Below are 20,259 nucleotides of genomic sequence, written 5' to 3'. Positions count from 1 at the left end.
GTACCGTTTCGCCATGACTTCGACAAAGTTCTGCCCGATTTCGTCAAGCACGGGACATGCACGCGCCACTGTCCCACCGTGATGGCTGGATTGACCGCTTCCGGGAAACGCTGAAGACAGCGCCGTGAGATTCGCACTTTGCAAAGCGAAGGCGATCCTCTATACGCGCGGCTTCCGTTCGGACGATCCGGGCGGATTCTCTCCACGGGCCTTGCTGGACGACATCCCGGCTTGCGCCATCAATCCGAAAGGAGACCCCGATGTCGATTACTGTCGAAGAAAAGACCCGCCTGATGAAGGAATTCGCCACCAAGGACGGTGATACCGGTTCGCCGGAAGTCCAGGTTGCGATCCTGACCAGCCGCATCTCGACCCTGACCGAGCACTTCAAGACCCACAAGAAGGACAACCACTCGCGTCGTGGCCTTCTGAAGCTGGTGGCCCAGCGCCGCAAGCTGCTGGACTACACGAAGGCGAAGGACGAGAAGCGCTACCAGGACCTGATCCAGCGCCTCGGCATCCGCCGCTAAGCGACGGCCCAGCCCGATCTTCGACGCCCGCACGGTCCGCCGCGCGGGCGTTTGAGTTTTCAGGGTCCCGCATCTCGGGTCCCGAATTTTCGCCGAAAATTCACGCCCGCCTGGCGTCACACAAGCCGGCGTATCGGGGCGTGGCTGCAGATCACGATGAACTGTCCGCCCGCCTCCAGAAGATGAAAGCCGCGCGCCTGCACTTCGGCCACGAAGCGTGCCCGGCCGATCTCGTTTTCGACCCACGCGACCGAGCGCCGGACCACCCCGCCCTTCTCGACCGCCTTTGCGGAGAAGACGAGCGCGATCCATTCCTCGGGGCGACTGTGAGACGGAACAACCATGCCGCATCCTCGTCCCGACAGACTTAACAAATCCTGAACAGGCGACGTACCGTCAGAGAAACCGGTTTCAAAATGTGCCATTCTCCTGTATGGCCCGCGCATCTGAGACGATGTGCACCAGTCCCCGGCACGCGAAATGGATGACAGGGGACGGCGGCAATGGGGCCGCCAATCAAACGGGAGACCCGGGATACGCCTGGGAGGGCTCCCTCATAGGATACGCATATGTTCAACGTTACGAAGAAATCGATGCAGTGGGGCGAGGAAACGCTCACGCTGGAAACGGGCAAGATTGCCCGTCAGGCCGACGGCACCGTTATCGCCACCCTGGGCGAGACGTCGGTCATGGCGAACGTCACGTTCGCCAAGAAACAGAAGGAAGGGCAGGACTTCTTCCCCCTGACCGTCCACTATCAGGAAAAATACTACGCCGCCGGTAAAGTCCCGGGCGGCTTCTTCAAGCGCGAGGCGCGGCCGACCGAGAAGGAAACGCTGACCGCCCGCCTGATCGACCGTCCGATCCGTCCGCTGTTCGTCCCCGGCTTCAAGAACGAAGTTCTGGTGATGTGCACCGTGCTGTCGCACGATCTGGTCAACGACCCCGACATCGTCGCGATGATCGCCGCCTCGGCCGCGCTGACGATCTCTGGCGCGCCCTTCATGGGCCCGATCGCCGGTGCCCGCGTGGGTTACGAGGATGGCGAATACATCCTGAACCCGGAAGTCGACGACATGCACAAGCTGCGTGAGAACCCGGACCAGCGTCTGGACCTCGTCGTCGCCGGCACCAAGGACGCCGTGATGATGGTGGAATCGGAAGCCTACGAGCTGACCGAGGCCGAAATGCTGGGCGCCGTGACCTTCGCGCACGAGCAGATCCAGCCGGTCATCGACCTGATCATCGCGCTGGCCGAAGACGCCGCGAAAGAGCCCTTCGACTTCCAGCCGCCCGATTACTCCGCTCTGTACGGCGCGGTGAAGGCTGCCGGCGAAGAGAAGATGCGCGCCGCCTACGCGATCACCGACAAGCAGGAACGGACCAACACCGTTGCCGCCGTCAAGGAAGAGATCATCGCCGCGCTGACGGAAGAGCAGCAGTCGGACGAGAACCTTGGCTCGGCGCTGAAGAAGCTGGAATCCGGCGTTCTGCGTGGCGATGTCGTGAAAAACGGCCGCCGCATCGACGGCCGCGCCACCGACGAGGTGCGCCCGATCGTGTGTGAAACCGGCCTGCTGCCGCGGACCCACGGCTCGGCCCTGTTCACCCGTGGCGAGACGCAGGGCCTTGTGGTCACCACGCTCGGCACCGGCGACGACGAGCAGATGATCGACGCGCTGAACGGCACCTACAAGTCGAACTTCCTGCTGCACTACAACTTCCCCCCGTACTCGGTCGGTGAAGTGGGCCGCGTGGGTTCGCCGGGTCGCCGCGAGATCGGCCATGGCAAGCTGGCATGGCGCGCCCTGCAGGCCGTTCTGCCTGCCGCGACCGACTTCCCCTACACCATCCGCGTCGTGTCCGAGATCACCGAGTCCAACGGCTCGTCCTCGATGGCGTCGGTCTGCGGTGGTTCGCTGTCGATGATGGATGCGGGCGTTCCGCTGAAGGCTCCGGTGGCTGGTGTGGCCATGGGCCTCGTGCTGGAAGAAGACGGCTCTTACGCCATCCTGACCGACATCCTTGGCGACGAGGATCACCTCGGCGACATGGACTTCAAAGTGGCCGGTACCGAGAACGGCATCACCTCGCTGCAGATGGACATCAAGGTCGCGGGCATCACACCCGAGATCATGGAGAAAGCCCTGGCGCAGGCCAAAGAGGGCCGGATGCACATCCTCGGCGAGATGGCCAAGACCCTGAGCGAGGCTTCGGGCTTCTCCGAGCACGCTCCGCGCATCGAGACGATGACTGTTCCGCAGGACAAGATCCGCGAAGTCATCGGGTCGGGCGGCAAGGTCATCCGCGAGATCGTGGAAGTGTCCGGCGCCAAGGTCGACATCAACGACGACGGCGTGATCAAGATCGCCTCGCCGAACGGTGAAGCCATCCAGAAGGCCTATGACATGATCTACTCGATCGTGGCAGAGCCGGAAGAGGGCAAGGTCTACAAGGGCAAGGTCGTGAAGATCGTCGATTTCGGCGCCTTCGTGAACTTCTTCGGTAAGCGGGACGGTCTTGTCCACGTGTCGCAGATCCTGCCCAAGCGCCTGAACCATCCGTCGGACGTTCTGAAGGAAGGCCAGGAAGTCTGGGTCAAGCTTCTGGGCTTCGACGATCGCGGCAAGGTTCGCCTGTCGATGAAGGTCGTCGATCAGGACACCGGCGAAGAGATCGCGGAAGAGAAAAAGGAAGAAGCCGCCGACTAAGGCGCGACTTCTTCACAGATCGAAAGGCCCCGGCATCGTCCGGGGCCTTTTTCGTTTCCGGGTGTCGCGCCTGGCAAGACCGGCTTGGCGCGTCGTAATTTGCGCCCCAAAAGCATGAGCCTGTCACGAATATGAAATACACCCGTTTTCACGACAGTATTTCTGCTAACTTAATAAGCATTCGTAAACCATGATCGCAGGTTTCCGTACGGTGAATCTTGATCGGTTTCCGGAACTGGCCTTTATCCGGCCCTGCGTTCCGAAGCATTCCAGCTATACGAGGGCAAGGCAGACCATTCTTTCCGGCGCTGATTGATGAAACCTAACAAACTCTCCGCGCTGAGAAAGTAAATTCAGACCGAATACGACCCGCAACAAGCATTAATGCAAGAATACGGAATCTTAAATTTGGAAACATCTGAATCAACGGATTATAAACCCGACTCCCGCTGTATAGCCTGATCGGCCCAAATGACCGGCCGGAACGCCAAATCGACCAAAACCGCCCGGAAGTCTTGGCCGGGCGCCCCCTCACCTTCTTACCACCGCAACTGTAAAGAGACCTGTACCGTGACACATCCGTTCAAGCGGCCGCTGACCGGCCTTCTTTTCGCAGCGACGCTTACCGCCTCGGGCGCCGCGCAGGCGCAGGACGTGCAGCAAGCCGTCATTGATTTCATCCAGTGCTATTCCGAGCCCGACGCGGCAGAGACCATCGCGGACATGGCGACCGGCGGTATCCTGAACCTGTCCGCCACCCGGTACGAGGACAGCAGCAGTTGCATCCCCTTCAACCGCGGCGGACTGACCATCAACGGTGTGACCTTCGACACAATCTGCGCCTTTGACGAAGACGTAAGCGTTCCGGACTGGTCCCGCTATTTCCAGCGCGGCCCCGGCACCAGCCCCGGCACTTTCCTTGAACTGCGCACGCAGGCGTCGGTCGGTCTTCTGCAAGCATGGGCACTGGAACTGTCGCCCTCTGGCTATGGCGTCCAGATCGACAGCCTGTACGGCGGCGGCGCCTATGTCCTATGCTCCAGCCTCTATCAGCAGAGCGAAGAGTACTACGAGGAAGAGCAGGGCTATGGCGAGTACATGGATGCCGTCGTGGTCGATCCCGACGGCTACACCAACATCCGCAGCGGCCCCGGCACGAATTATCCGATCGTCGGCCGCGTCTATGTCGACGAACTGGACATGCAGGCGATCCCGACCAATCAGGACTGGTGGGAAGTCCGGACTTACGGCGGAACCGAAGGCTGGATGCACGCGTCGCGGATCGAGTTGATTTACCTCGATCAGAACTGATCCGAAGCCGTTCAACCCGGTCTTTCATGGCCGCCCCAGACAGCGTTCGGGGGCGGCCTTTCCATGTCTTGGCCCGATGCCTGGGATGGGCCACGAAAGCATTTTTGAACCTTTTCCAAGGGTTCCGCGTTCTTCCCCGGACAGAGCAAGGAACACGAGCATTCCCGCGACCCTGCGCGGGGTACCCAAAGAAAGGATCCATAATGGTTTCCCGTCGCACTTTCCTCACCAGCGGTTCGGCCACCCTTGCCGCGCTGGCCACCGCCCCTGCCCTTGCGCAGGAGACCTACACCGTTCCGCAGGAACACATGCCGATGCGCGTGCGCGTGTCCAAGGACTATCCGGCAGGTGAAATCCACGTCGATCCGAACCGCTATTACCTGTACCTGACCGAAGGCGACGGAGAGGCGCTGCGCTATGTCGTGGGCGTCGGTCGCGACAGCCTTTACGAGTCCGGCACCTTCACCGTTGGCCGGAAAGCCGAATGGCCGACATGGACACCCACCCCGGACATGATCGAGCGCGATCCGGCGAGCTATGCCAAGTACGAAGACGGCATGCCGGGCGGCCCGGACAACCCGCTGGGCGCGCGCGCGCTGTATCTCTACAACGCCAACGGCTACGACACCGCGCTGCGCATCCACGGTACGCCGCAACCCTGGACAGTGGCGCAGGCGATTTCGAACGGTTGCGTGCGGCTGGTGAACAGCCACGTCGCGCACCTGTACGACCGCGTCGCGGAAGACACCAAGGTGGTGCTGCATCCGAAGATGGCTCCCACCGCGTAAACCGTGCAGTCGTGAATGAAAAAGGCCCCGCCGAATGGACGGGGCCTTCTTTTGTTCGGGTCGTACCCTTTACGACGGCAGCTTGGCCTTGCGGAGGTACGGGAACACGGTTTCGAAATCGCCGTACTTGGCCTTGGCGTCGTCGTTCGAAACAGAGGTCGGGATGATCACGTCCTGACCGACTTCCCAGTTGGCCGGGGTCGCGATGGTCTCTTTCGCGGCGGTCTGCAAACCGTCCAGAGCGCGCAGCACCTCGGCGAAGTTACGGCCGACGTTCATCGGATAGGTCATCGACAGCTTAAGCTTCTTGTCCGGGCCGATGATGAAGACGGAACGCACGGTGGCGCTGTCGGCAGGCGTCGCGCCGTCCGGCAGATAGTATTCCGCCGGCAGCATGTCGAAGGCCTTGGCGACAGCCAGATCGGTGTCCGCGATGATCGGAAAGCCCACGTCCGAGGACGCATAGCTTTCGATGTCGCCGATCCATTTCTTGTGGTCCTCGACCCCGTCGACCGAGATGCCGATCACCTTCGTGCCGCGCTTGGCCCATTCATCGGACAACTGCGCGACAGCGCCGAACTCGGTGGTGCAGACGGGGGTGAAATCCTTCGGGTGCGAGAACAGGATCGCCCAGCTGTCGCCGATCCAGTCGTGAAAGCTGATCTGACCCTGGCTGGTGTCGGCCTTGAAATCCGGCACGGTGTCGTTGATGCGAAGTCCCATGACATCTCCCTTTCGTAACCCCTGAACGGGGCGAAAAATTTCGGCGCGGGCAATCGGCCCGCGCCTTCTACATGATCCGATGGGCGCGGAGCGGCAACCCCGCGCGCCGCTTTGTCGCTAGCGGATACGCTGACCGTTGGCGCTGATCTGCCCGGTCTCGCCGTCGATCACGATCTCCGAGGAATAGGTCCCCTCGTCATCCTTCTGCGCGAAGCCGCCCAGCATCATCCGCGCCATGCCGGCCTGATCCTCGGGCACCAGCCCCATGCCGATCAACGTGTCCAGCAGCGCGTCGAAACCTTTCAACGTTACCGTGGCCGCACCATCCGTGGCAGGGAAACCGCCGAAGGTCTCGAGATCGGAGTTGTCCAGCGTGAAGCCCCCGGTCGCCATCAGGTCGGCGCCAACGGCGTTCAGGCGAATTTCGGAAATGCCCACCTCGGACACTTCTGCCGGCACTTCGTCAGAGTCTTCCAACGCCACGAGTTGTTCGTAGTCGACCATGTCGAACAGCAGTTTCACCTTGGCGGTCATGTCGACGACAAGCTGCGCCGGGTCACGCGGCAACTGACCGGCCGGATCGAACATACCCCACAGGGAGTCGCCGATGGTCAGGCCTTCGAAATTGAGCCGGACATGCGAATCCACCGCCTCTTCGCTGCTCAGCACGGGCATCGACATGCTGCCGTCGGCCGCTGCGATCGCGAACTGAAGCGGCATTGGTACGATCATCGGCTGGAACATCTCCATCTCGTAGCCTTCGACTCGACCGGTCAGGTTCAGGCCGTCGGCGCTGAAGCCAAGCGAGCCGTCGGTCATGCCGTAGACCGCGCTTTGCGACCCCATCGGCTCGCCGTTCATCGTCTGCTCTTGCCGGGACTCCTGACTTTCAAGGCGGTACTCGTAGCTGACCATAAGGCCGTCGCGCAGCGCCTGCCCAAGCGCCATGACAGAGGTGCCCTGCGGGATCGCAACCTCGGCCGAGCTTTCCATCGCGCCCATCGTAGCGGTGTTGGTCTGCGTGACCGTATCGCCATCCGGCGAGGTGAAGGAAAAGCCCATGTCGAATGCGCCGGTCTCCATGGTGCCGCGCATCGACATACGGACCACGTCCTCGCCCCAGATGCGATAGAAGCCCTTCATGCCCTCGAACCGCATCGTGCCGGTGATCCCGGGCGTCCCCATCTCCTCGGCGGCGTCGCCGGTCAGTTCGAGGCCGGTGAACGTCATATCGTACTCATCGAGTTCGTAGTGATAGGTGACGTCACCGGGTTCGCCCGTCGCCGTGGTCAGGTAGTTCGGCGTATCCATCCGCATCGTGGCGCTGAACCCGCCCTCGCCCGTCAGTTCACCGCCGAAGGTCATGTCCTGCGACGCGGGCAATTCGATCAGGACGGTGCCATCGTCGCGGCCGGTCAGCACCATGTCGCCCATGTGCATCTCGAAGCTGCCGGTGTCGTTCGGAAACGTGAAGCGGGCCACCATGTCCGAGACGGTCATCGTCGCGCCATCCTCGGCAACGTCGGCGGTGACTTCCGCGCCCATCGCGTTCATCGCGGTGGACATGTTGGCCCAGACATCCTGAGGCGTCACGTCGGCGGCGGCGGCCAGCGGGAACAGCGTGAACGCGGCCAGCGAAAGGGGGGCGTGTTTCATCCGTAATCTCCTCAAAACGAACGTGCCGCCGCGATGAAACGCGACGGCACGAAAAACGCAAGTCTTTGTTATACCGACAAAGCCTTACTGCAGGCGCTGCCCGTTGGCCGAGATTGCGCCGGTAGCGCCGTCAATCTCGATCTCGGACACCAGCGAGTCCTCGCCTTCGCCGGGACGGGCGAAGAGACCCATCATCATGCGCGCGCCCATCGCCTGATCCTGCGGCAGCAGGCCCATCGCGACGAGGTTGTCGAGAAGCGCGTTCGCGCCGGTCAGTTGCAGGTTCAGACGGCCGGTCGGAGCCGGAACACCGTCGAAGGTTTCAAGGTTGTTCATGTCGAAGGTGAAACCGCCGTTGCCGGTCAGATCCGCCCCCGCGACCTCAAGCTTCAGCTCGTTGACGTCCAGTTCGTGGATCTCGGCAGGCATTTCGGCGTCGACCATTTCCATCGATTCCGGGTCGAACAGGTCGAACAGGAAGTTCGCCTTGCCGGCCAGATCCAGACGCAGCGTCGCCGGGTCATGCGGCAGCGCGCCGGACGGGTCGATCAGACCCCAGATCATTTCGCTTACACCCAGCTCGTTCAGGGTCAGGGCAAAGGCGAAGTCCTGCGGCTCTTCGGATTTGGAGACCGGCGTGGTCAGGGCAAAGCCCATTTCCGCCATCGTCACCGCGACCTCGGGCAGCGGGATCTGAGCGCCCGACAGGTTCATCGCGATACCGGTGTTCGACACGTCGTAGGTCAGCGCCTCGGAGCTGAGACCAACCGTCAGCGCACCGCTTTCGGCCGAGCCGTTCAGGTCGAAGCTGTCGTCCTTGTTGTCCAGAACAACCTCGTAGCTGCCGGCACCGTGGGTCACGGTGGTCATGCTCGACTGGCCATTGGCAAGAGCGGTCGACAGTTCCTTCACGCCCCCGGCCATCAGCGCAACCGAACCTTCGGATTCCATGCTGATATCGGCAAGCTCGGCGGTCATGTCGAAGGTGCCGTCGCCGCCGTCCGGCTCGTCCATATGCGCGACAAGGTTCATCGTTGCCGCGGTTACCTTGGACACGACGGATGCATCCGCGCCGGTCTCGTAGGAACCGGCCACGTCGGACAGGGTGACGTCCACGTCCAGTTCCATCTGCTCTTCATCGACGACAAGATCGCCGACCGAGATGGTGACGCTGCTGGCATCGAAGTCGTAGTTCACGGCGTCCGGGTCGCCCGACGCGGTCAGGTTCAGACCCTCGTAGGCGATGTTCAACGACATCTCGACGGTCTCGCCGCCTTCTTCCGGCGTGACGTTCAGCATGACGTCGTAGCTCGGCGTCATCGTGATCGACACGGTGCCGTCGCCGTTCTCGGTAAAGACGACCTCGGGGATGGTGCCCGTCGCGCTTGCGTCGGTCGTCTCCATCGAAACGGCCATGTCGGTGACGGTAAGCGTGCCGCCGTCCTGAGTTTCGGAACCGGCGGTGAGGGTTTCGCCCATCTGCGTCGCCATCGACTGCCATGCGGCCCAGACGTCGGCGCTGGTCACATCGGCCTGCGCCGCGGACGTGCCGGCCGCAACCAGAATGCATGCGGTGCCGCTGAGGAGATGCCAGTGTTTCATTTGTTTCCTTCCAGGAATAATTTGAATGATGCCAACTTCCTTTGGCTGGCAATCGGGGTCAAGCTAGGTCTTTTTTGAGGCAAGGTATTCCCGACCTGCTCAAAAAACGCATGACAAGGAGGTGATAGCATGGATTTCAGCGGAAAAGCGGTGCTTATCACGGGCGCAAGCCGCGGCATCGGCGCCGCTGCAGCACGGGCCTTCGCGGGCGCCGGGGCCAAAGTGGCGCTGCTTGCGCGCACCGAGACAGAGATCGGCGTGCTTGCCGGAGAGATCGGACCGTCGGCAATCGCGATCCCCTGCGACGTCAGCCGCTACTGGGAGGTCGAGACGGCGGTGAAGGCCACCGTGCAGGCCTTCGGCAGCCTCGACGTGGTGATCAACAATGCCGGCGTCATCGAACCCATCGCGCATATCGCAAAGTCCGACCCGGAAGGTTGGAGCCACGCAATCGACGTGAACCTGAAGGGTGTCTACCACGGCATGCGCGCGGCGCTGCCGGTGATGCTGGCCGCCGGTGGCGGCTCGATCCTGACGGTATCGTCGGGCGCGGCGCATCACCCGGTCGAGGCGTGGTCGCACTATTGCGCGTCGAAGGCAGGCGCGGCGATGCTGACCCGGTCCGCCGATGCCGAGTACCGGGGCCGTGGCATCCGCGCCATCGGGCTGTCGCCGGGCACCGTCGCCACCCAGATGCAGCGTGAGATCAAGGCCAGCGGCATCAATGCGGTCAGCCAGTTGGACTGGTCGGCGCATATCCCGCCCGAATGGCCCGCGAAGGCGCTGATGTGGATGGCGACACCCGAATCCGACGACTGGCTGGGCGACGAGATCTCGCTGCGCGACGACACGATCCGCGCCCGTCTGGGCCTGACCGCGTGATCCGGCTGGATCGCGACGGCGGGCTGTGGACGGTCACGCTCGACCGGCCCGACAAGGCGAACGCGCTGACCGGCGCGATGCTGGGGGACCTGGCCGGCATCGCCTCGGACGCCGCTGGGAAGGCGCAGGCGCTGATCCTGACCGGCACCGGCAAGGTCTTTTCCGCCGGCGCCGATCTTGACGCGGCCCGCGCCGGGCTGGCCACCGATCCGGTGTGGGAACAGGTCTCGGGCGCCATCGCGGCGCTGCCCTGCCTGACCATCGCCGCGCTGAACGGAACGCTGGCGGGCGGCGCCTTTGGCATGGCGCTGGCCTGCGATCTGCGGATTGCCGTGCCGTCGGCCAAGTTCTTCTACCCGGTAATGAAGCTGGGCTTCCTGCCGCAACCGTCGGACCCGGTGCGGTTGGCCGCACTGATCGGTCCGGCCCGCGCAAAGATGATCCTGATGGCAGGCCAGAAGATCACCGCCGACACGGCGCTGGCCTATGGTCTGGTCGAGGAACTGGCAGAGCCGGACGCGCTTTTGCCGCGCGCCCGGGAATTGGCGACCGACGCGCTGGCGGCAACGCCCGCGCATGCCGCCGCGATCAAGGGGATGATCTGACTTCGGGTCAGACGCTTTGCTGCGCGGTCGGAGCTTTCACCGAGACCCATTCCCGCGCATCCGCAACCTCGGCCAGACCGAACACCCGCGTCTCGATCGGAGAGATCACCGAAGCCGCCCCGGCAAACGGCGCCAGCCAGGGCAGGTCGGTCACCAGCGCGGCGCGGCGCAGCTTGCTCATCGTCTGCAACCCGGTCCACGCATGCCCGACAGCGGCGGGAAGGTTCACGAACCCGATTCCGCGCACGACCTTCATCACCGAGATCTCGCCCTGCTCGGCGATAAACGCTTCAAGCCGCGGCATGACCTCGTCGAAGTCCGCCTTGCCGACCGTCCCGTCGACCACGATCTCGAAATACCCGGCGTCCGGGTGTTCGACACAGGTTACGCTCATGCTTCCACCTTTCTTACGCTGTCGCCGACAGACACGGTGCCGTCCCGGACCACCCGCCCGTATATCCCCCGCAGCCGCAGATCCCTGCCGCGCCCGGTGTTCACGAACACGCAGGCATCGCGCCCATAGCGGTCGATGAAGCCCTGACAGCCGTTGTGCGGCTCTTCGGTGATCACGATCTCGGCCGAGCCCATCGCCAGCCGTGTTCCCGGCGGGCAATTGCCCGGCGACAGGTCCATATCGATGAACAGGTTGTCTCCCGCGGGGCCCCAGTCCGCCGTGTCCGGCCCGGCGAACGCCTCGATCACGCGGGCGGGCATCAGGCAGATCTGAACGTCAGGATGCGGCGCGCCGTCCTCGGTCTCGCGCCAGCAGCCCTTTGACCAGTGATCTCCGTGCATACCGGCGGCAAGGCTCATCGCGTTCGACCCCGGCATCTCGCGCGCGCCCTTCTCGGGGCGAACCACGATGGCGCGGATGGTCCCCTCTGCCGGAGCGGCTTCTATCCGCGGCAGCGCCGCCTGCAAGTCGTCCATCGTGGCATGAGCCATGCGCGCCTCCGTGTTTGATGTCACCATGCAGCCCTTCGCCGCATCCGCAACCCCTCAGCGCCGCGCCCGGCGCTTTCCGGGGGTCTTTGAATGGAAGTCCGGCGGCCGCTTGCCGACCCATGCGATGAACTTCGCCAGACGCGGATGCGCCCGCAGCGCCTCGGGCGTCGCATAGCTGCGCGCCAGTTCGGCCTCGGTCAGGGTGGCGTGGATCTCGTTGTGGCAGATCTGGTGCAGCAACACCGTCTCGCCCCCCTTGCCGCCGCGCAGTTTCGGCACAAGATGGTGCAGGCTTTGCTTCGCCCACGGCGGAACCACTCGCCCGCACAGGGCGCAGACCGGCCAGTTGTCTTGTCCTTCGTCGCTCACGGTGCCAGAGGATGGCGCGAAACCAGCGACAGGCAAGCGTGATGACCAAACCCACCGCTCTCGTGATCGGCGCCGGCCCCGCCGGGCTGATGGCGGCTGGCGAACTGGCATCGGCAGGCATCGCGGTAACGGTGGCCGAGGCGAAGCCGTCGGTCGCACGGAAATTCCTGATGGCGGGCAAGTCCGGGCTGAACCTGACCAAGGCCGAGGACCCGGCAAGCTTCCACGCCGCCTATGGCGAGGCCGCCGACTGGCTGGCTCCGATGCTCGACGCCTTCGGACCTGACGCGGTGCAGGACTGGGCACGCGCGCTGGGACAGGATCTGTTCACCGGCTCCACCGGGCGCGTGTTCCCCAAGGCGATGAAGGCCTCGCCCCTGCTGCGCGCATGGCTTGCAGACCTTGCCGCGCAAGACATCACGATCCGAACCCGCTGGCGGTGGACCGGCTGGGAAGGCGACGCGCTGACCTTCGACACGCCGGACGGCCCGCAGCGCCTGACGCCAGACGCAACCGTGCTTGCCCTGGGCGGTGCAAGCTGGTCGCGGCTTGGCTCGGACGGGGCCTGGGCGCCGTGGCTGGACGCCAAGGGCGTCGACCTCGTGCCCTTCGCCCCCGCCAACGCCGGTCTTCGCATGGACTGGTCACCGCACATGGCGCGCCACTTCGGCACACCGGTGAAAGGGGTGCGCCTGACCGCCGGCGGCACCGAAACGCGGGGCGAGTTCGTCATCTCGGAACGCGGCCTCGAAGGCGGCGCAATCTATGCCCTCTCTCGCGCCCTGCGCGACGGCGTACCGCTGGTGGCCGACCTGAAGCCCGACGTAGCGCGCGACCGCCTCTCCGCCCGGCTCGCGCGGCCCTCGAAAGCCTCGGCCTCGAACCGGCTCCGCAAGGACGCGGGCCTTTCGCCGGTGCAGATCGCCCTGCTGCGCGAGGCGCTGCCAGACCTTCCATCCGGTGACGACCTCGCGAAAACCATCAAGGCGCTGCCGATCCCCCATGCGGGCCTGCGCCCGCTGGACGAGGCGATCTCGACCGCCGGGGGCATCGCAAGGTCGGCACTGGGCGACGGCCTCATGCTGCGCACCCTACCCGGCACTTTCGCCGCGGGTGAAATGCTGGATTGGGAGGCGCCGACCGGCGGCTACCTTCTTACCGCCTGTTTCGCCACCGGACGCCATGCCGGTCGCGCCGCGGCAGACTGGCTCGGCCGAAACACCTGACCCCGGACCGCCCTTCTTCTCTTTCGAAATACCTCGGGGGAGCCGCGCAAAGCGCGGCGGGGGCAGCGCCCCAGACCCTGCCCGGTCAGGATCCCAGCGCGCGCCGGAACGCGGGGCGCCCCAGCATCATGTCGCGGTAGTCCGCAACCGCGCCGTCCGGTTCCGGGAACTTCGCCGCCCGCGCCCAGCTCAGGCAATGCGCCGCGACGATGTCGGGCACCGTCATCGTGTCGCCCATCAGGAACGGGCCGGCGATGCGCGCGGCAAGACGGTCCAGCGAGCGGGTGTATTCCCATCGCAGGCTCTCTTTCACCTCTGGAACCCGGTGTTCTTCCGGCAGGGCGAAGGAATGCCGCGCGGCGGTCCACAGAAGCGCGTCCATCTCGTCCAGCACGAAATGGGTGGCGCCGTCCTGCCGCGCGCGCTCCAGCGTTCCGGGAGGGAAGGTCAGGGCGTTGTGGCGGTCGGCAAGGAACTGCAGAATCGCGGTCGAATCGGTCACCGCCGCGCCGTCCACCAGCAGGACCGGGATCTTGCCCGAGGGGTTATGGCGCCGCGCCTCTTCGGACTGCGGCCCGGCGTCGATCCGGTCATAGCGCTGGCCGATCTCTTCCAGCATCCACAAAACCCGCAGCGCGCGGCTGCGCACCGATCCGATCACCGTGTACATCCTGCGTCCTCCCCCTGTTCCCGTTTTATCGGCGCGCCGCGCCCAGCATCGACAGCCGGATCAGCGTCCGTTCCACCAGCGCCATCGCGGGCGCGCGCTGCTGGGCGGATCGCAGTTGCAGGTCGGTGTCGGTCAGCATTTCCAGCGCCTGCGCCAGACGGGCCGCGCCCCAGCCCTGCGCCTGCCGCTGCATCCTGTCGCGGCGGGGCCCGAACACCGGTGGGCGGGCGCGGGCGATGCCGGCGCTGGGGCCGCCCGGGTCCGACGCGGCGGCGTAGAGGGTGCGGAAATGACGGGTCGCGCCGATCACAAGCCCGACGGGCTGCACGCCCTGCCCTTCCAGCTTCTGCATCAACGGCCCGATCTCGCGCGTGCGGGCCTCGGCGACCACGTTCAGCACATCGTCCATCGCGGCCTCGGTCGTGGCGGGGGCGCAGGCGGCGACATCCTCGGGCATCACGGGGTCCGGGTCGTCCAGCTTGTACAGCGCCAGCTTCTCGATCGTCTGGCGCAGGTCGCCGGGGTCCAGCACCCGCGACAGGGCGACGATGTCGGTCATCGCATCGCCGCCGATCTTGCCCAGCCCGGCCTTGGACAGCTCCGCCTCCAGCTCTTCGCGGCTGGGCGGGTCGTTGTAGATGCCGACGGCAAAGCCGGACTTCATACCTTCGAACAGCTTGCGCAGCGCCGACTTCGCGGTCAGCGATCCGGCTGTCACGACGACATGGGCGTCCCCGGTGCGCCAGTCCTCCAGCGCGGCGGCGATGGTCTTGGCCAGCCCGTCGCCGGCCTCCTCGACGAACACGGCGCGGGGGCCCGGAAAGAACCCTGTCTCGCGGACCGCATCCGCCAGAAGGGCCGCGTCCTTGCGCAACTCGGACGCCGGGATGCGGGTCAGGCGCATCTCTTCCTCGCCCTGCGGACCGACGAGAGACGCGACAAGCTGCTGGCGCTTCAGCGCGACGCGCATCGCGTCCTGCCCGTAGATCAGCGTGGCGCAGCTGTTCGGGTCGGGTTTCGAGAAATGGCTGGCGGCGTCCCGGGTGGAAAGCTTCATTTCCGCCAGTCCGGCGCGGTGGCGATCAGTTCGGTCACCAACTGGTCGGCAAGGATGACCATCAGCCGCTCATAAGCGTCCTCGGTGGCCGAGATCTCGCCAATGATCGAGCCGGTGGCGGAATAGCCCGTGAAGTTTTCGACCTTGCCCTTCGCCAGTTCGGCGTCGGTGACGCGGTCCTTCAGGGTATAGTCGATGCGGCCCAGCACGTTGTAGCGGGTCGTGGCGCGTTCGGTGGTGATGCCGACACCGTCCTCGCGCACCGAGATGGTGTAGTCGAGCAGGTAGGGTGCGGCCTCTGGCAGACCCAGCCGATCTTCCATCCGCGCCACGAAGACAAAGGCCTTCCGGTCTCCGGGGTCGGCGACAAGGATCTCTCCGCGCAGTCCTTCCGCCTGACCGCCGGGACCGAACACCGGAGTAAAGCCGCAAGCGGAGAGGGCCAGCGCGCCGACAAGCGCGATCATGCCTCGGCGGGAAGCGGTCTGGTTCGGGGAAAGCGTCATCGCAGGGTCCGGTCGGTCAGTCCTGATTGTCATGCGTCTCGCCGAGCCCGGACGGCAGGGCCGGTGGCGGTCACAATCGCCCTGCGGGGGGCGAATGACAAGCGGTTGCTTCACCCGCGCCAGCCGGTGGCGCGGCGCTTGCGGGAACCGGGGCGGGGGCTCTGCCCCCGTCGCGCGCCGCGCGACTCCCCCGAGGTACTTGGAAAGAGAAGAAGGGGCCGGTCAGACCACCACGTTCACGATCCGGCCCGGCACGACGATCAGTTTCTTCGGCGCGCCGCCGTCGAGCGCCTTCTGAACGGCGGCGTCGTCCAGCACCAGCTTTTCGACCGCGTCTTTCGGCAGGTCCTTGGCGACCGTGATCTCGGAGCGGCGCTTGCCGTTGATCTGGATCGGCAGGGTCACCGTGTCCTCGACCAGCATCGCCTCGTCCGCCTTGGGCCACGGGTGGCCGGTGACCAGACCCTCGCCGCCCAGCATCTGCCAGCATTCCTCGGACAGGTGCGGGGTCATGGGCGACATCAGCTGCGCCAGCACCTTGGCCGCCGCGCGCTTTGCCGCGCCGCCGGCGTCGGATTTCGCCAGCGTGTTGGTGAAGGCATAAAGCTTGGCGATGGCCGCGTTGAAGCCGAAGGATTCGATTCCCATCGTGACGTCGTGAATCGCACGGTGCATGGCGCGGGTCAGATCCGCGTCGCCCTTGCCGGCGCCGTCGTCCAGCGCGGCGATCTCGGACGTCAGGCGCCAGACCCGGCCCAGATGCTTGAAGGCGGCGTCGGCGCCCGAGGCGGTCCATTCCACGTCGCGTTCCGGCGGGCTGTCGGACAGGACGAACCAGCGGGCGGTGTCGGCGCCGTAGCTTTCGATGATCGCCAGCGGATCGACCACGTTGTTCTTGGACTTCGACATCTTCGCCGACGGCACGATCTGTACCTCTCGGCCATCCTCTTTCAGGAAGGCCTTGCCGTCTTTCAGGTCCACCTCTTCGGGATAGTGATAGACCGGCCGGCCATCCTGTTCCCGCGTGGTCTGGTAGATCGCGTGGGTCACCATGCCCTGCGTGAACAGCGCGTCGAAAGGTTCGCGCGCCTTGTCGGGCAGCATGCCGCATTCGTTCATCGCGCGGGCGAAGAATCGCGAGTACAGCAGGTGCAGGATCGCGTGTTCGATACCGCCGATGTACTGGTCGACGTTCATCCAGTAGTCCGCCTCGGCCCGGTCGGTGGGCGTGTCGGCGCGCGGCGCGGTGAAGCGGGCGAAGTACCACGACGAATCGACGAAGGTGTCCATCGTGTCGGTCTCGCGCCGGGCGGGCTTGCCGCAGCGCGGGCAGTCGCAGTTGCGCCAGTTTGGGTGGCGGTCCAGCGGGTTGCCCGGGACGTCGAAGGTCACATCGTCCGGCAGGCGGATCGGCAGGTTTTCCTTCTTCTCGGGCACCACGCCGCAATCTTCGCAATGAACCACGGGAATCGGGCAGCCCCAGTAACGCTGGCGGGACAGGCCCCAATCGCGCAGGCGGTACTTGGTGATCCCCTGCCCGACGCCGTTCGTCTCGCAGAAGGCCACCGCCGATGCGATTCCCGCGTCGCCGGTCTGGATCTCGTCGCCCGCGAATCCGCGGACATAGCGCACCGGCTGCGGCTTGGGCGGGACATAGGCCTCGCCGCCGTTTTCGGGCGCCACGTGGTCTTCCGCCTCGACCGGTTCGAAGGTCGAGTTGACCGGCAGGTCGTACTTGCGCGCGAACTCGAGGTCGCGTGCGTCATGCGCCGGGCAGCCGAAGATCGCGCCGGTGCCGTAGTCCATCAGGATGAAGTTGGCGATGTAGACCGGAAGTTCCCAAGCGGTATCAAAGGGATGCAATACCGTCAGCCCGGTGTCGAAGCCCAGCTTCTCGGCGGTTTCCAGTTCTTCCTCGGACGTGCCCATCTGGCGGCATTTGGCGCAGAAGGCGGCGACGTCCTCGTTCTCGCGCTCCAGCTGCCTGGCCAGCGGGTGGTCGGGCGAGATGCCGACGAAGGACGCGCCCATCAGCGTGTCGGGGCGAGTCGTGTAGACCTCGACCCGGTCATGGCCGTGCGGACCGTCGACCAGCGAGAAGGCGAATTGCAGGCCGGTGGACTTGCCGATCCAGTTGCGCTGCATCGACTTCACCTTGTCCGGCCAGTCGTCCAGCCCGTCGAGCGCGTTCAGCAGGTCCTCGGAATAATCCGAGATGTTGAAGAACCACTGGGTCAGCTCGCGCCGCTCGACCGCGGCGCCCGACCGCCAGCCCTTGCCGTCGATCACCTGCTCGTTGGCCAGAACGGTCATGTCGACCGGGTCCCAGTTCACCGTGGCGGCCTTGCGGTAGACCATGCCTTTTTCAAGGAAATCCAAGAACATGGACTGCTGCTGACCATAGTATTCCGGATCGCAGGTGGCGAATTCACGGGTCCAGTCGATCGAGAAGCCCAGCGGCCGCAGCTGATCCTTCATCGTCTCGATGTTATTATAGGTCCATTCCTTGGGATGCCCGTTCGACGCCATCGCCGCGTTCTCTGCCGGCATGCCGAAGGCGTCCCAACCCATCGGATGCAGCACCGAGAAGCCGCAGCTGGACTTGTAGCGCGCGATCACGTCGCCCAGCGAGTAGTTCCGCACGTGGCCCATGTGGATTCGGCCCGAGGGATAGGGAAACATCTCGAGCACATAATACTTGGGCTTCGACTCGTCGCGTGTCGCGGTGAAGCTGCCGGCCTCGTTCCAGGCGGCCTGCCATTTCTGTTCGATTACGCTCGCGTCATAGCGGGACATTGCGCGGGACTTCCTGTTCACCAAAGAAAACGCCGGGCGATCCGGCCCGGCGTTGATACTTTGGTCAGACTCTGGGGTCTAGGGCGGATCAGAGGTTGCTGTCGCGCACCCGAAGCTGCCGCGCACGGGTCAGAATCGCGTCTTCGATGGCGCGCACCGTTGCGGGATCGGCCGGGCCCGACTGGGTGTTCAGCGCGACGGTCAGCGACCGGGCGTCCAGCGCCGGGTCCTGCACGTAGATCGTCGCGCGATAGGCGCGTCCGCCGCCGGGCGGGCGGCCATAGCCGGTGACGATCACGCCCGAGAACGGGTCCGCACCCTCGATTGGCAGGAAGGACAGAACATCCAGCGCGGCGTTCCAGATATACTTGTTCACCTCGACGGTGACATTGGGATCGTCCGAATTGGCGCCGAACAGGTCCCAGATGGTGCCACGCTCTTCGCGCTCCCGATTCTCGATCTCGATCGGAGAATTCTGCCGCTGCTCCATTACAGCGTCGCTGACGGGACCGTCCGCGCCGTCCCCGAACACACCGTTGCCGACGCCCGCGGTCCCGCCGCACGCCACAAGAAGCGGCGCACCGACAAGAATGCCGAGAGCTTTCAACGGTTTGAAATAGGTCATGCCAGAGTGCCCCGTGCCCTTTGTCTGCTGGGGTGTAACGGACACACATGCGAGCGACAAGGCATTTTCATTTCAGTGGCTTCCGGGCGGCGAAAACTCACTGTGGCATAGGTGCATCAATCCTTTCCGCTTTGGCTGAGCCGGTCCGGTCTTCGTTGCATTCGAAGACAGTTGGAGCGACACACCCAACATACTCAATTCGAATACCGGGTTGAGGTGCACCTTTTAATGAATGAGGGAAAACCAATGAAAAAGGTTCTCTTCGCGACCACCGCCCTCGTGGCCTCCGCCGGTATCGCGTCCGCTCAGGGCGTGTCGATCTCCGGTTGGGCTGAAATGGGTATCGTCGGCGGTAGCGTCTACGGCGACGAAGTTCAGTTCTGGACCGACGTCGACATCGAATTCCGCATGTCCGGTGAAACCGACAACGGCCTGACCTTCGGCGCCGGCGTCGACCTGGACGAGAACACCGCGTTCTCGGGCACCACGCAGGGCGGTGAATTCATCTTCATCTCCGGCGCGTTCGGCACCCTGACCATGGGTGACACCGACGGTGCGTTCGACTGGGCTCTGACCGAAGTCGGCATGGGCGCTTCGATCGACGACGCGCACACCTCGCACTGGGGTTACAGCGGCAACAGCTCGTTCGACGGCTTCGGCGGCAAAGACGGCCAGGTTGCTCGTTACGACTACTCGTTCGGCGACTTCGCCTTCGCCGTGTCGGCTGAACTCGACGACACCGGCACCTACGATCCGACCCTCGCGATCGGTGCCAAGTACTCGACCTCGTTCGGCTCGGTCGACCTGGGCTTCGGCCTGGCCTACGTCACCTCCGAAGACGTCAACGGCACTGCCGAAGGCATCGGTGGTAGCGTCGACGTGACCTTCGCTGGCGGCTTCATGGCTGTGGTGAACTACACCTCGATCGACGGCCTGTTCTACAACCCGGGCGGCGTTGGTGCTCGCGAAGTCGACTCGCACATGGCGATCGGCCTCGGCTACACCACCGGCGCGATCTCGGTCTCGGCCAACTACGGTGTGTTCACCGGCGTTGCCGCGGACAGCGACGCGATGGGCTACGGCCTGCAGGCTGGCTACGATCTGGGCGGCGGCGCCGAGATCCAGTTCGGCTACGGCTACTCGGAAGATCAGCTGACCGACACCACCGCGGACCAGTTCTCGCTGGGTGTTGCGATGAGCTTCTGATCCATCAGGATCATTTGTTCCGGAAAGGACGGGTCAATCGACCCGTCCTTT

General features: G+C 64.6%; 20 protein-coding genes. 8 read left to right on the top strand and 12 right to left on the bottom strand.

Going from position 1 to position 20,259, the window contains the following annotated elements; translation table 11 throughout:
* Nucleotides 1-260 precede the first annotated feature (260 nt).
* Nucleotides 261-530 (top strand): 30S ribosomal protein S15, encoded by a 270-nt coding sequence (gene rpsO / locus ACP156_RS10725; RefSeq protein WP_425051316.1) that lies wholly within the window; start codon nucleotides 261-263, stop codon nucleotides 528-530.
* A 116-nt stretch (nucleotides 531-646) separates the two neighbouring features.
* Here the strand turns inward: rpsO and ACP156_RS10720 are convergent, their stop codons facing one another.
* On the bottom strand, nucleotides 647-955 hold the full coding sequence (locus tag ACP156_RS10720) for an N-(5'-phosphoribosyl)anthranilate isomerase (protein ID WP_425051315.1): 309 nt from the start codon (nucleotides 953-955) through the stop codon (nucleotides 647-649).
* A 144-nt stretch (nucleotides 956-1,099) separates the two neighbouring features.
* On the opposite strand from ACP156_RS10720, the gene pnp reads away from it, so the two are divergent.
* The 3 genes from pnp to ACP156_RS10705 all read left to right on the top strand — a co-directional run bounded on the left by pnp (nucleotide 1,100) and on the right by ACP156_RS10705 (nucleotide 5,340).
* Nucleotides 1,100-3,241: a polyribonucleotide nucleotidyltransferase gene (gene pnp / locus ACP156_RS10715; RefSeq protein WP_425051314.1), complete on the top strand. Its 2,142-nt coding sequence runs from the start codon at nucleotides 1,100-1,102 to the stop codon at nucleotides 3,239-3,241.
* Nucleotides 3,242-3,811: 570 nt separating this feature from the next.
* Nucleotides 3,812-4,552 (top strand): SH3 domain-containing protein, encoded by a 741-nt coding sequence (locus ACP156_RS10710; protein WP_425051313.1) that lies wholly within the window; start codon nucleotides 3,812-3,814, stop codon nucleotides 4,550-4,552.
* Nucleotides 4,553-4,755: 203 nt separating this feature from the next.
* Entirely contained in the window at nucleotides 4,756-5,340 is a 585-nt protein-coding gene (locus ACP156_RS10705; protein WP_425051312.1) for a L,D-transpeptidase, read from the top strand.
* 69 nt (nucleotides 5,341-5,409) lie between these two features.
* Here ACP156_RS10705 and ACP156_RS10700 read toward each other — a convergent pair whose 3' ends face one another.
* The 3 genes from ACP156_RS10700 to ACP156_RS10690 form a co-directional block, all read right to left on the bottom strand.
* Nucleotides 5,410-6,063 (bottom strand): peroxiredoxin, encoded by a 654-nt coding sequence (locus ACP156_RS10700; protein WP_425051311.1) that lies wholly within the window; start codon nucleotides 6,061-6,063, stop codon nucleotides 5,410-5,412.
* A gap of 117 nt (nucleotides 6,064-6,180) precedes the next feature.
* Nucleotides 6,181-7,719 (bottom strand): DUF2125 domain-containing protein, encoded by a 1,539-nt coding sequence (locus tag ACP156_RS10695; protein WP_425051310.1) that lies wholly within the window; start codon nucleotides 7,717-7,719, stop codon nucleotides 6,181-6,183.
* A gap of 84 nt (nucleotides 7,720-7,803) precedes the next feature.
* Nucleotides 7,804-9,321 carry a DUF2125 domain-containing protein gene (locus ACP156_RS10690; protein ID WP_425051309.1) on the bottom strand — a complete coding sequence of 506 codons (1,518 nt, stop codon included), beginning with the start codon at nucleotides 9,319-9,321 and terminating at the stop codon, nucleotides 7,804-7,806.
* A 129-nt stretch (nucleotides 9,322-9,450) separates the two neighbouring features.
* Here ACP156_RS10690 and ACP156_RS10685 point away from each other — a divergent pair, with 129 nt between their 5' ends.
* Together ACP156_RS10685 and ACP156_RS10680 are read left to right on the top strand one after the other, a co-directional pair.
* Nucleotides 9,451-10,203, top strand: coding sequence for an SDR family oxidoreductase (locus tag ACP156_RS10685; protein WP_425051308.1), 753 nt, complete (start codon nucleotides 9,451-9,453; stop codon nucleotides 10,201-10,203).
* Nucleotides 10,200-10,808, top strand: coding sequence for an enoyl-CoA hydratase/isomerase family protein (locus ACP156_RS10680; protein WP_425051307.1), 609 nt, complete (start codon nucleotides 10,200-10,202; stop codon nucleotides 10,806-10,808). Before ACP156_RS10685 ends, ACP156_RS10680 begins: the two co-directional genes overlap by 4 nt.
* A gap of 7 nt (nucleotides 10,809-10,815) precedes the next feature.
* Here the strand turns inward: ACP156_RS10680 and ACP156_RS10675 are convergent, their stop codons facing one another.
* The 3 genes from ACP156_RS10675 to ACP156_RS10665 are packed head-to-tail and all read right to left on the bottom strand — an operon-like array spanning nucleotide 10,816 to nucleotide 12,122.
* Nucleotides 10,816-11,202: an STAS/SEC14 domain-containing protein gene (locus tag ACP156_RS10675; RefSeq protein WP_425051306.1), complete on the bottom strand. Its 387-nt coding sequence runs from the start codon at nucleotides 11,200-11,202 to the stop codon at nucleotides 10,816-10,818.
* Nucleotides 11,199-11,753 carry an MOSC domain-containing protein gene (locus tag ACP156_RS10670; RefSeq protein WP_425051305.1) on the bottom strand — a complete coding sequence of 185 codons (555 nt, stop codon included), beginning with the start codon at nucleotides 11,751-11,753 and terminating at the stop codon, nucleotides 11,199-11,201. Before ACP156_RS10670 ends, ACP156_RS10675 begins: the two co-directional genes overlap by 4 nt.
* Before the next feature lie 54 nt (nucleotides 11,754-11,807).
* Nucleotides 11,808-12,122: an HNH endonuclease gene (locus tag ACP156_RS10665; RefSeq protein WP_425051303.1), complete on the bottom strand. Its 315-nt coding sequence runs from the start codon at nucleotides 12,120-12,122 to the stop codon at nucleotides 11,808-11,810.
* A gap of 41 nt (nucleotides 12,123-12,163) precedes the next feature.
* Here ACP156_RS10665 and ACP156_RS10660 point away from each other — a divergent pair, with 41 nt between their 5' ends.
* Complete coding sequence (locus ACP156_RS10660; RefSeq protein WP_425051302.1) at nucleotides 12,164-13,348, top strand: TIGR03862 family flavoprotein; 1,185 nt, start codon at nucleotides 12,164-12,166, stop codon at nucleotides 13,346-13,348.
* Between the two features lie 85 nt (nucleotides 13,349-13,433).
* Here the strand turns inward: ACP156_RS10660 and ACP156_RS10655 are convergent, their stop codons facing one another.
* From ACP156_RS10655 to ACP156_RS10635, 5 genes are all read right to left on the bottom strand, one after another.
* Nucleotides 13,434-14,018 carry a glutathione S-transferase family protein gene (locus ACP156_RS10655; protein WP_425051301.1) on the bottom strand — a complete coding sequence of 195 codons (585 nt, stop codon included), beginning with the start codon at nucleotides 14,016-14,018 and terminating at the stop codon, nucleotides 13,434-13,436.
* Between the two features lie 25 nt (nucleotides 14,019-14,043).
* Nucleotides 14,044-15,075: a DNA polymerase III subunit delta gene (holA, locus tag ACP156_RS10650; RefSeq protein WP_425051300.1), complete on the bottom strand. Its 1,032-nt coding sequence runs from the start codon at nucleotides 15,073-15,075 to the stop codon at nucleotides 14,044-14,046.
* On the bottom strand, nucleotides 15,072-15,581 hold the full coding sequence (locus ACP156_RS10645; protein ID WP_425051299.1) for a hypothetical protein: 510 nt from the start codon (nucleotides 15,579-15,581) through the stop codon (nucleotides 15,072-15,074). The genes holA and ACP156_RS10645 overlap by 4 nt, the downstream gene beginning before the upstream one ends.
* A gap of 222 nt (nucleotides 15,582-15,803) precedes the next feature.
* Nucleotides 15,804-18,377, bottom strand: coding sequence for a leucine--tRNA ligase (leuS, locus tag ACP156_RS10640; protein WP_425051298.1), 2,574 nt, complete (start codon nucleotides 18,375-18,377; stop codon nucleotides 15,804-15,806).
* Nucleotides 18,378-18,465: 88 nt separating this feature from the next.
* Complete coding sequence (locus ACP156_RS10635) at nucleotides 18,466-19,002, bottom strand: DUF3576 domain-containing protein (protein ID WP_425051297.1); 537 nt, start codon at nucleotides 19,000-19,002, stop codon at nucleotides 18,466-18,468.
* 246 nt (nucleotides 19,003-19,248) lie between these two features.
* Here ACP156_RS10635 and ACP156_RS10630 point away from each other — a divergent pair, with 246 nt between their 5' ends.
* A complete protein-coding gene (locus ACP156_RS10630) occupies nucleotides 19,249-20,208 on the top strand; it encodes a porin (RefSeq protein WP_425051296.1) in 960 nt (319 codons plus the stop codon).
* Nucleotides 20,209-20,259: the final 51 nt, after the last annotated feature.

Origin of the sequence: Psychromarinibacter sp. S121 (assembly GCF_049801035.1) — a bacterium.
Lineage (GTDB): Bacteria > Pseudomonadota > Alphaproteobacteria > Rhodobacterales > Rhodobacteraceae > Psychromarinibacter.
The sequence above is the reverse complement of the archived record's forward strand: the minus strand, read 5'-3'. Positions and strand labels throughout refer to the sequence as shown.

Coding starts and splice junctions, on each gene's coding strand:
- ACP156_RS10660 (WP_425051302.1), top strand. CDS start 12,164: ATGACCAAACCCACCGCTCTCGTGATCGGCGCCGGCCCCGCCGGGCTG.
- ACP156_RS10690 (WP_425051309.1), bottom strand. CDS start 9,321: ATGAAACACTGGCATCTCCTCAGCGGCACCGCATGCATTCTGGTTGCG.
- ACP156_RS10630 (WP_425051296.1), top strand. CDS start 19,249: ATGAAAAAGGTTCTCTTCGCGACCACCGCCCTCGTGGCCTCCGCCGGT.
- ACP156_RS10670 (WP_425051305.1), bottom strand. CDS start 11,753: ATGGCTCATGCCACGATGGACGACTTGCAGGCGGCGCTGCCGCGGATA.
- rpsO (WP_425051316.1), top strand. CDS start 261: ATGTCGATTACTGTCGAAGAAAAGACCCGCCTGATGAAGGAATTCGCC.
- leuS (WP_425051298.1), bottom strand. CDS start 18,377: ATGTCCCGCTATGACGCGAGCGTAATCGAACAGAAATGGCAGGCCGCC.
- ACP156_RS10635 (WP_425051297.1), bottom strand. CDS start 19,002: ATGACCTATTTCAAACCGTTGAAAGCTCTCGGCATTCTTGTCGGTGCG.
- ACP156_RS10655 (WP_425051301.1), bottom strand. CDS start 14,018: ATGTACACGGTGATCGGATCGGTGCGCAGCCGCGCGCTGCGGGTTTTG.
- holA (WP_425051300.1), bottom strand. CDS start 15,075: ATGAAGCTTTCCACCCGGGACGCCGCCAGCCATTTCTCGAAACCCGAC.
- ACP156_RS10645 (WP_425051299.1), bottom strand. CDS start 15,581: ATGACGCTTTCCCCGAACCAGACCGCTTCCCGCCGAGGCATGATCGCG.
- ACP156_RS10695 (WP_425051310.1), bottom strand. CDS start 7,719: ATGAAACACGCCCCCCTTTCGCTGGCCGCGTTCACGCTGTTCCCGCTG.
- ACP156_RS10720 (WP_425051315.1), bottom strand. CDS start 955: ATGGCACATTTTGAAACCGGTTTCTCTGACGGTACGTCGCCTGTTCAG.
- pnp (WP_425051314.1), top strand. CDS start 1,100: ATGTTCAACGTTACGAAGAAATCGATGCAGTGGGGCGAGGAAACGCTC.
- ACP156_RS10685 (WP_425051308.1), top strand. CDS start 9,451: ATGGATTTCAGCGGAAAAGCGGTGCTTATCACGGGCGCAAGCCGCGGC.
- ACP156_RS10700 (WP_425051311.1), bottom strand. CDS start 6,063: ATGGGACTTCGCATCAACGACACCGTGCCGGATTTCAAGGCCGACACC.
- ACP156_RS10675 (WP_425051306.1), bottom strand. CDS start 11,202: ATGAGCGTAACCTGTGTCGAACACCCGGACGCCGGGTATTTCGAGATC.
- ACP156_RS10705 (WP_425051312.1), top strand. CDS start 4,756: ATGGTTTCCCGTCGCACTTTCCTCACCAGCGGTTCGGCCACCCTTGCC.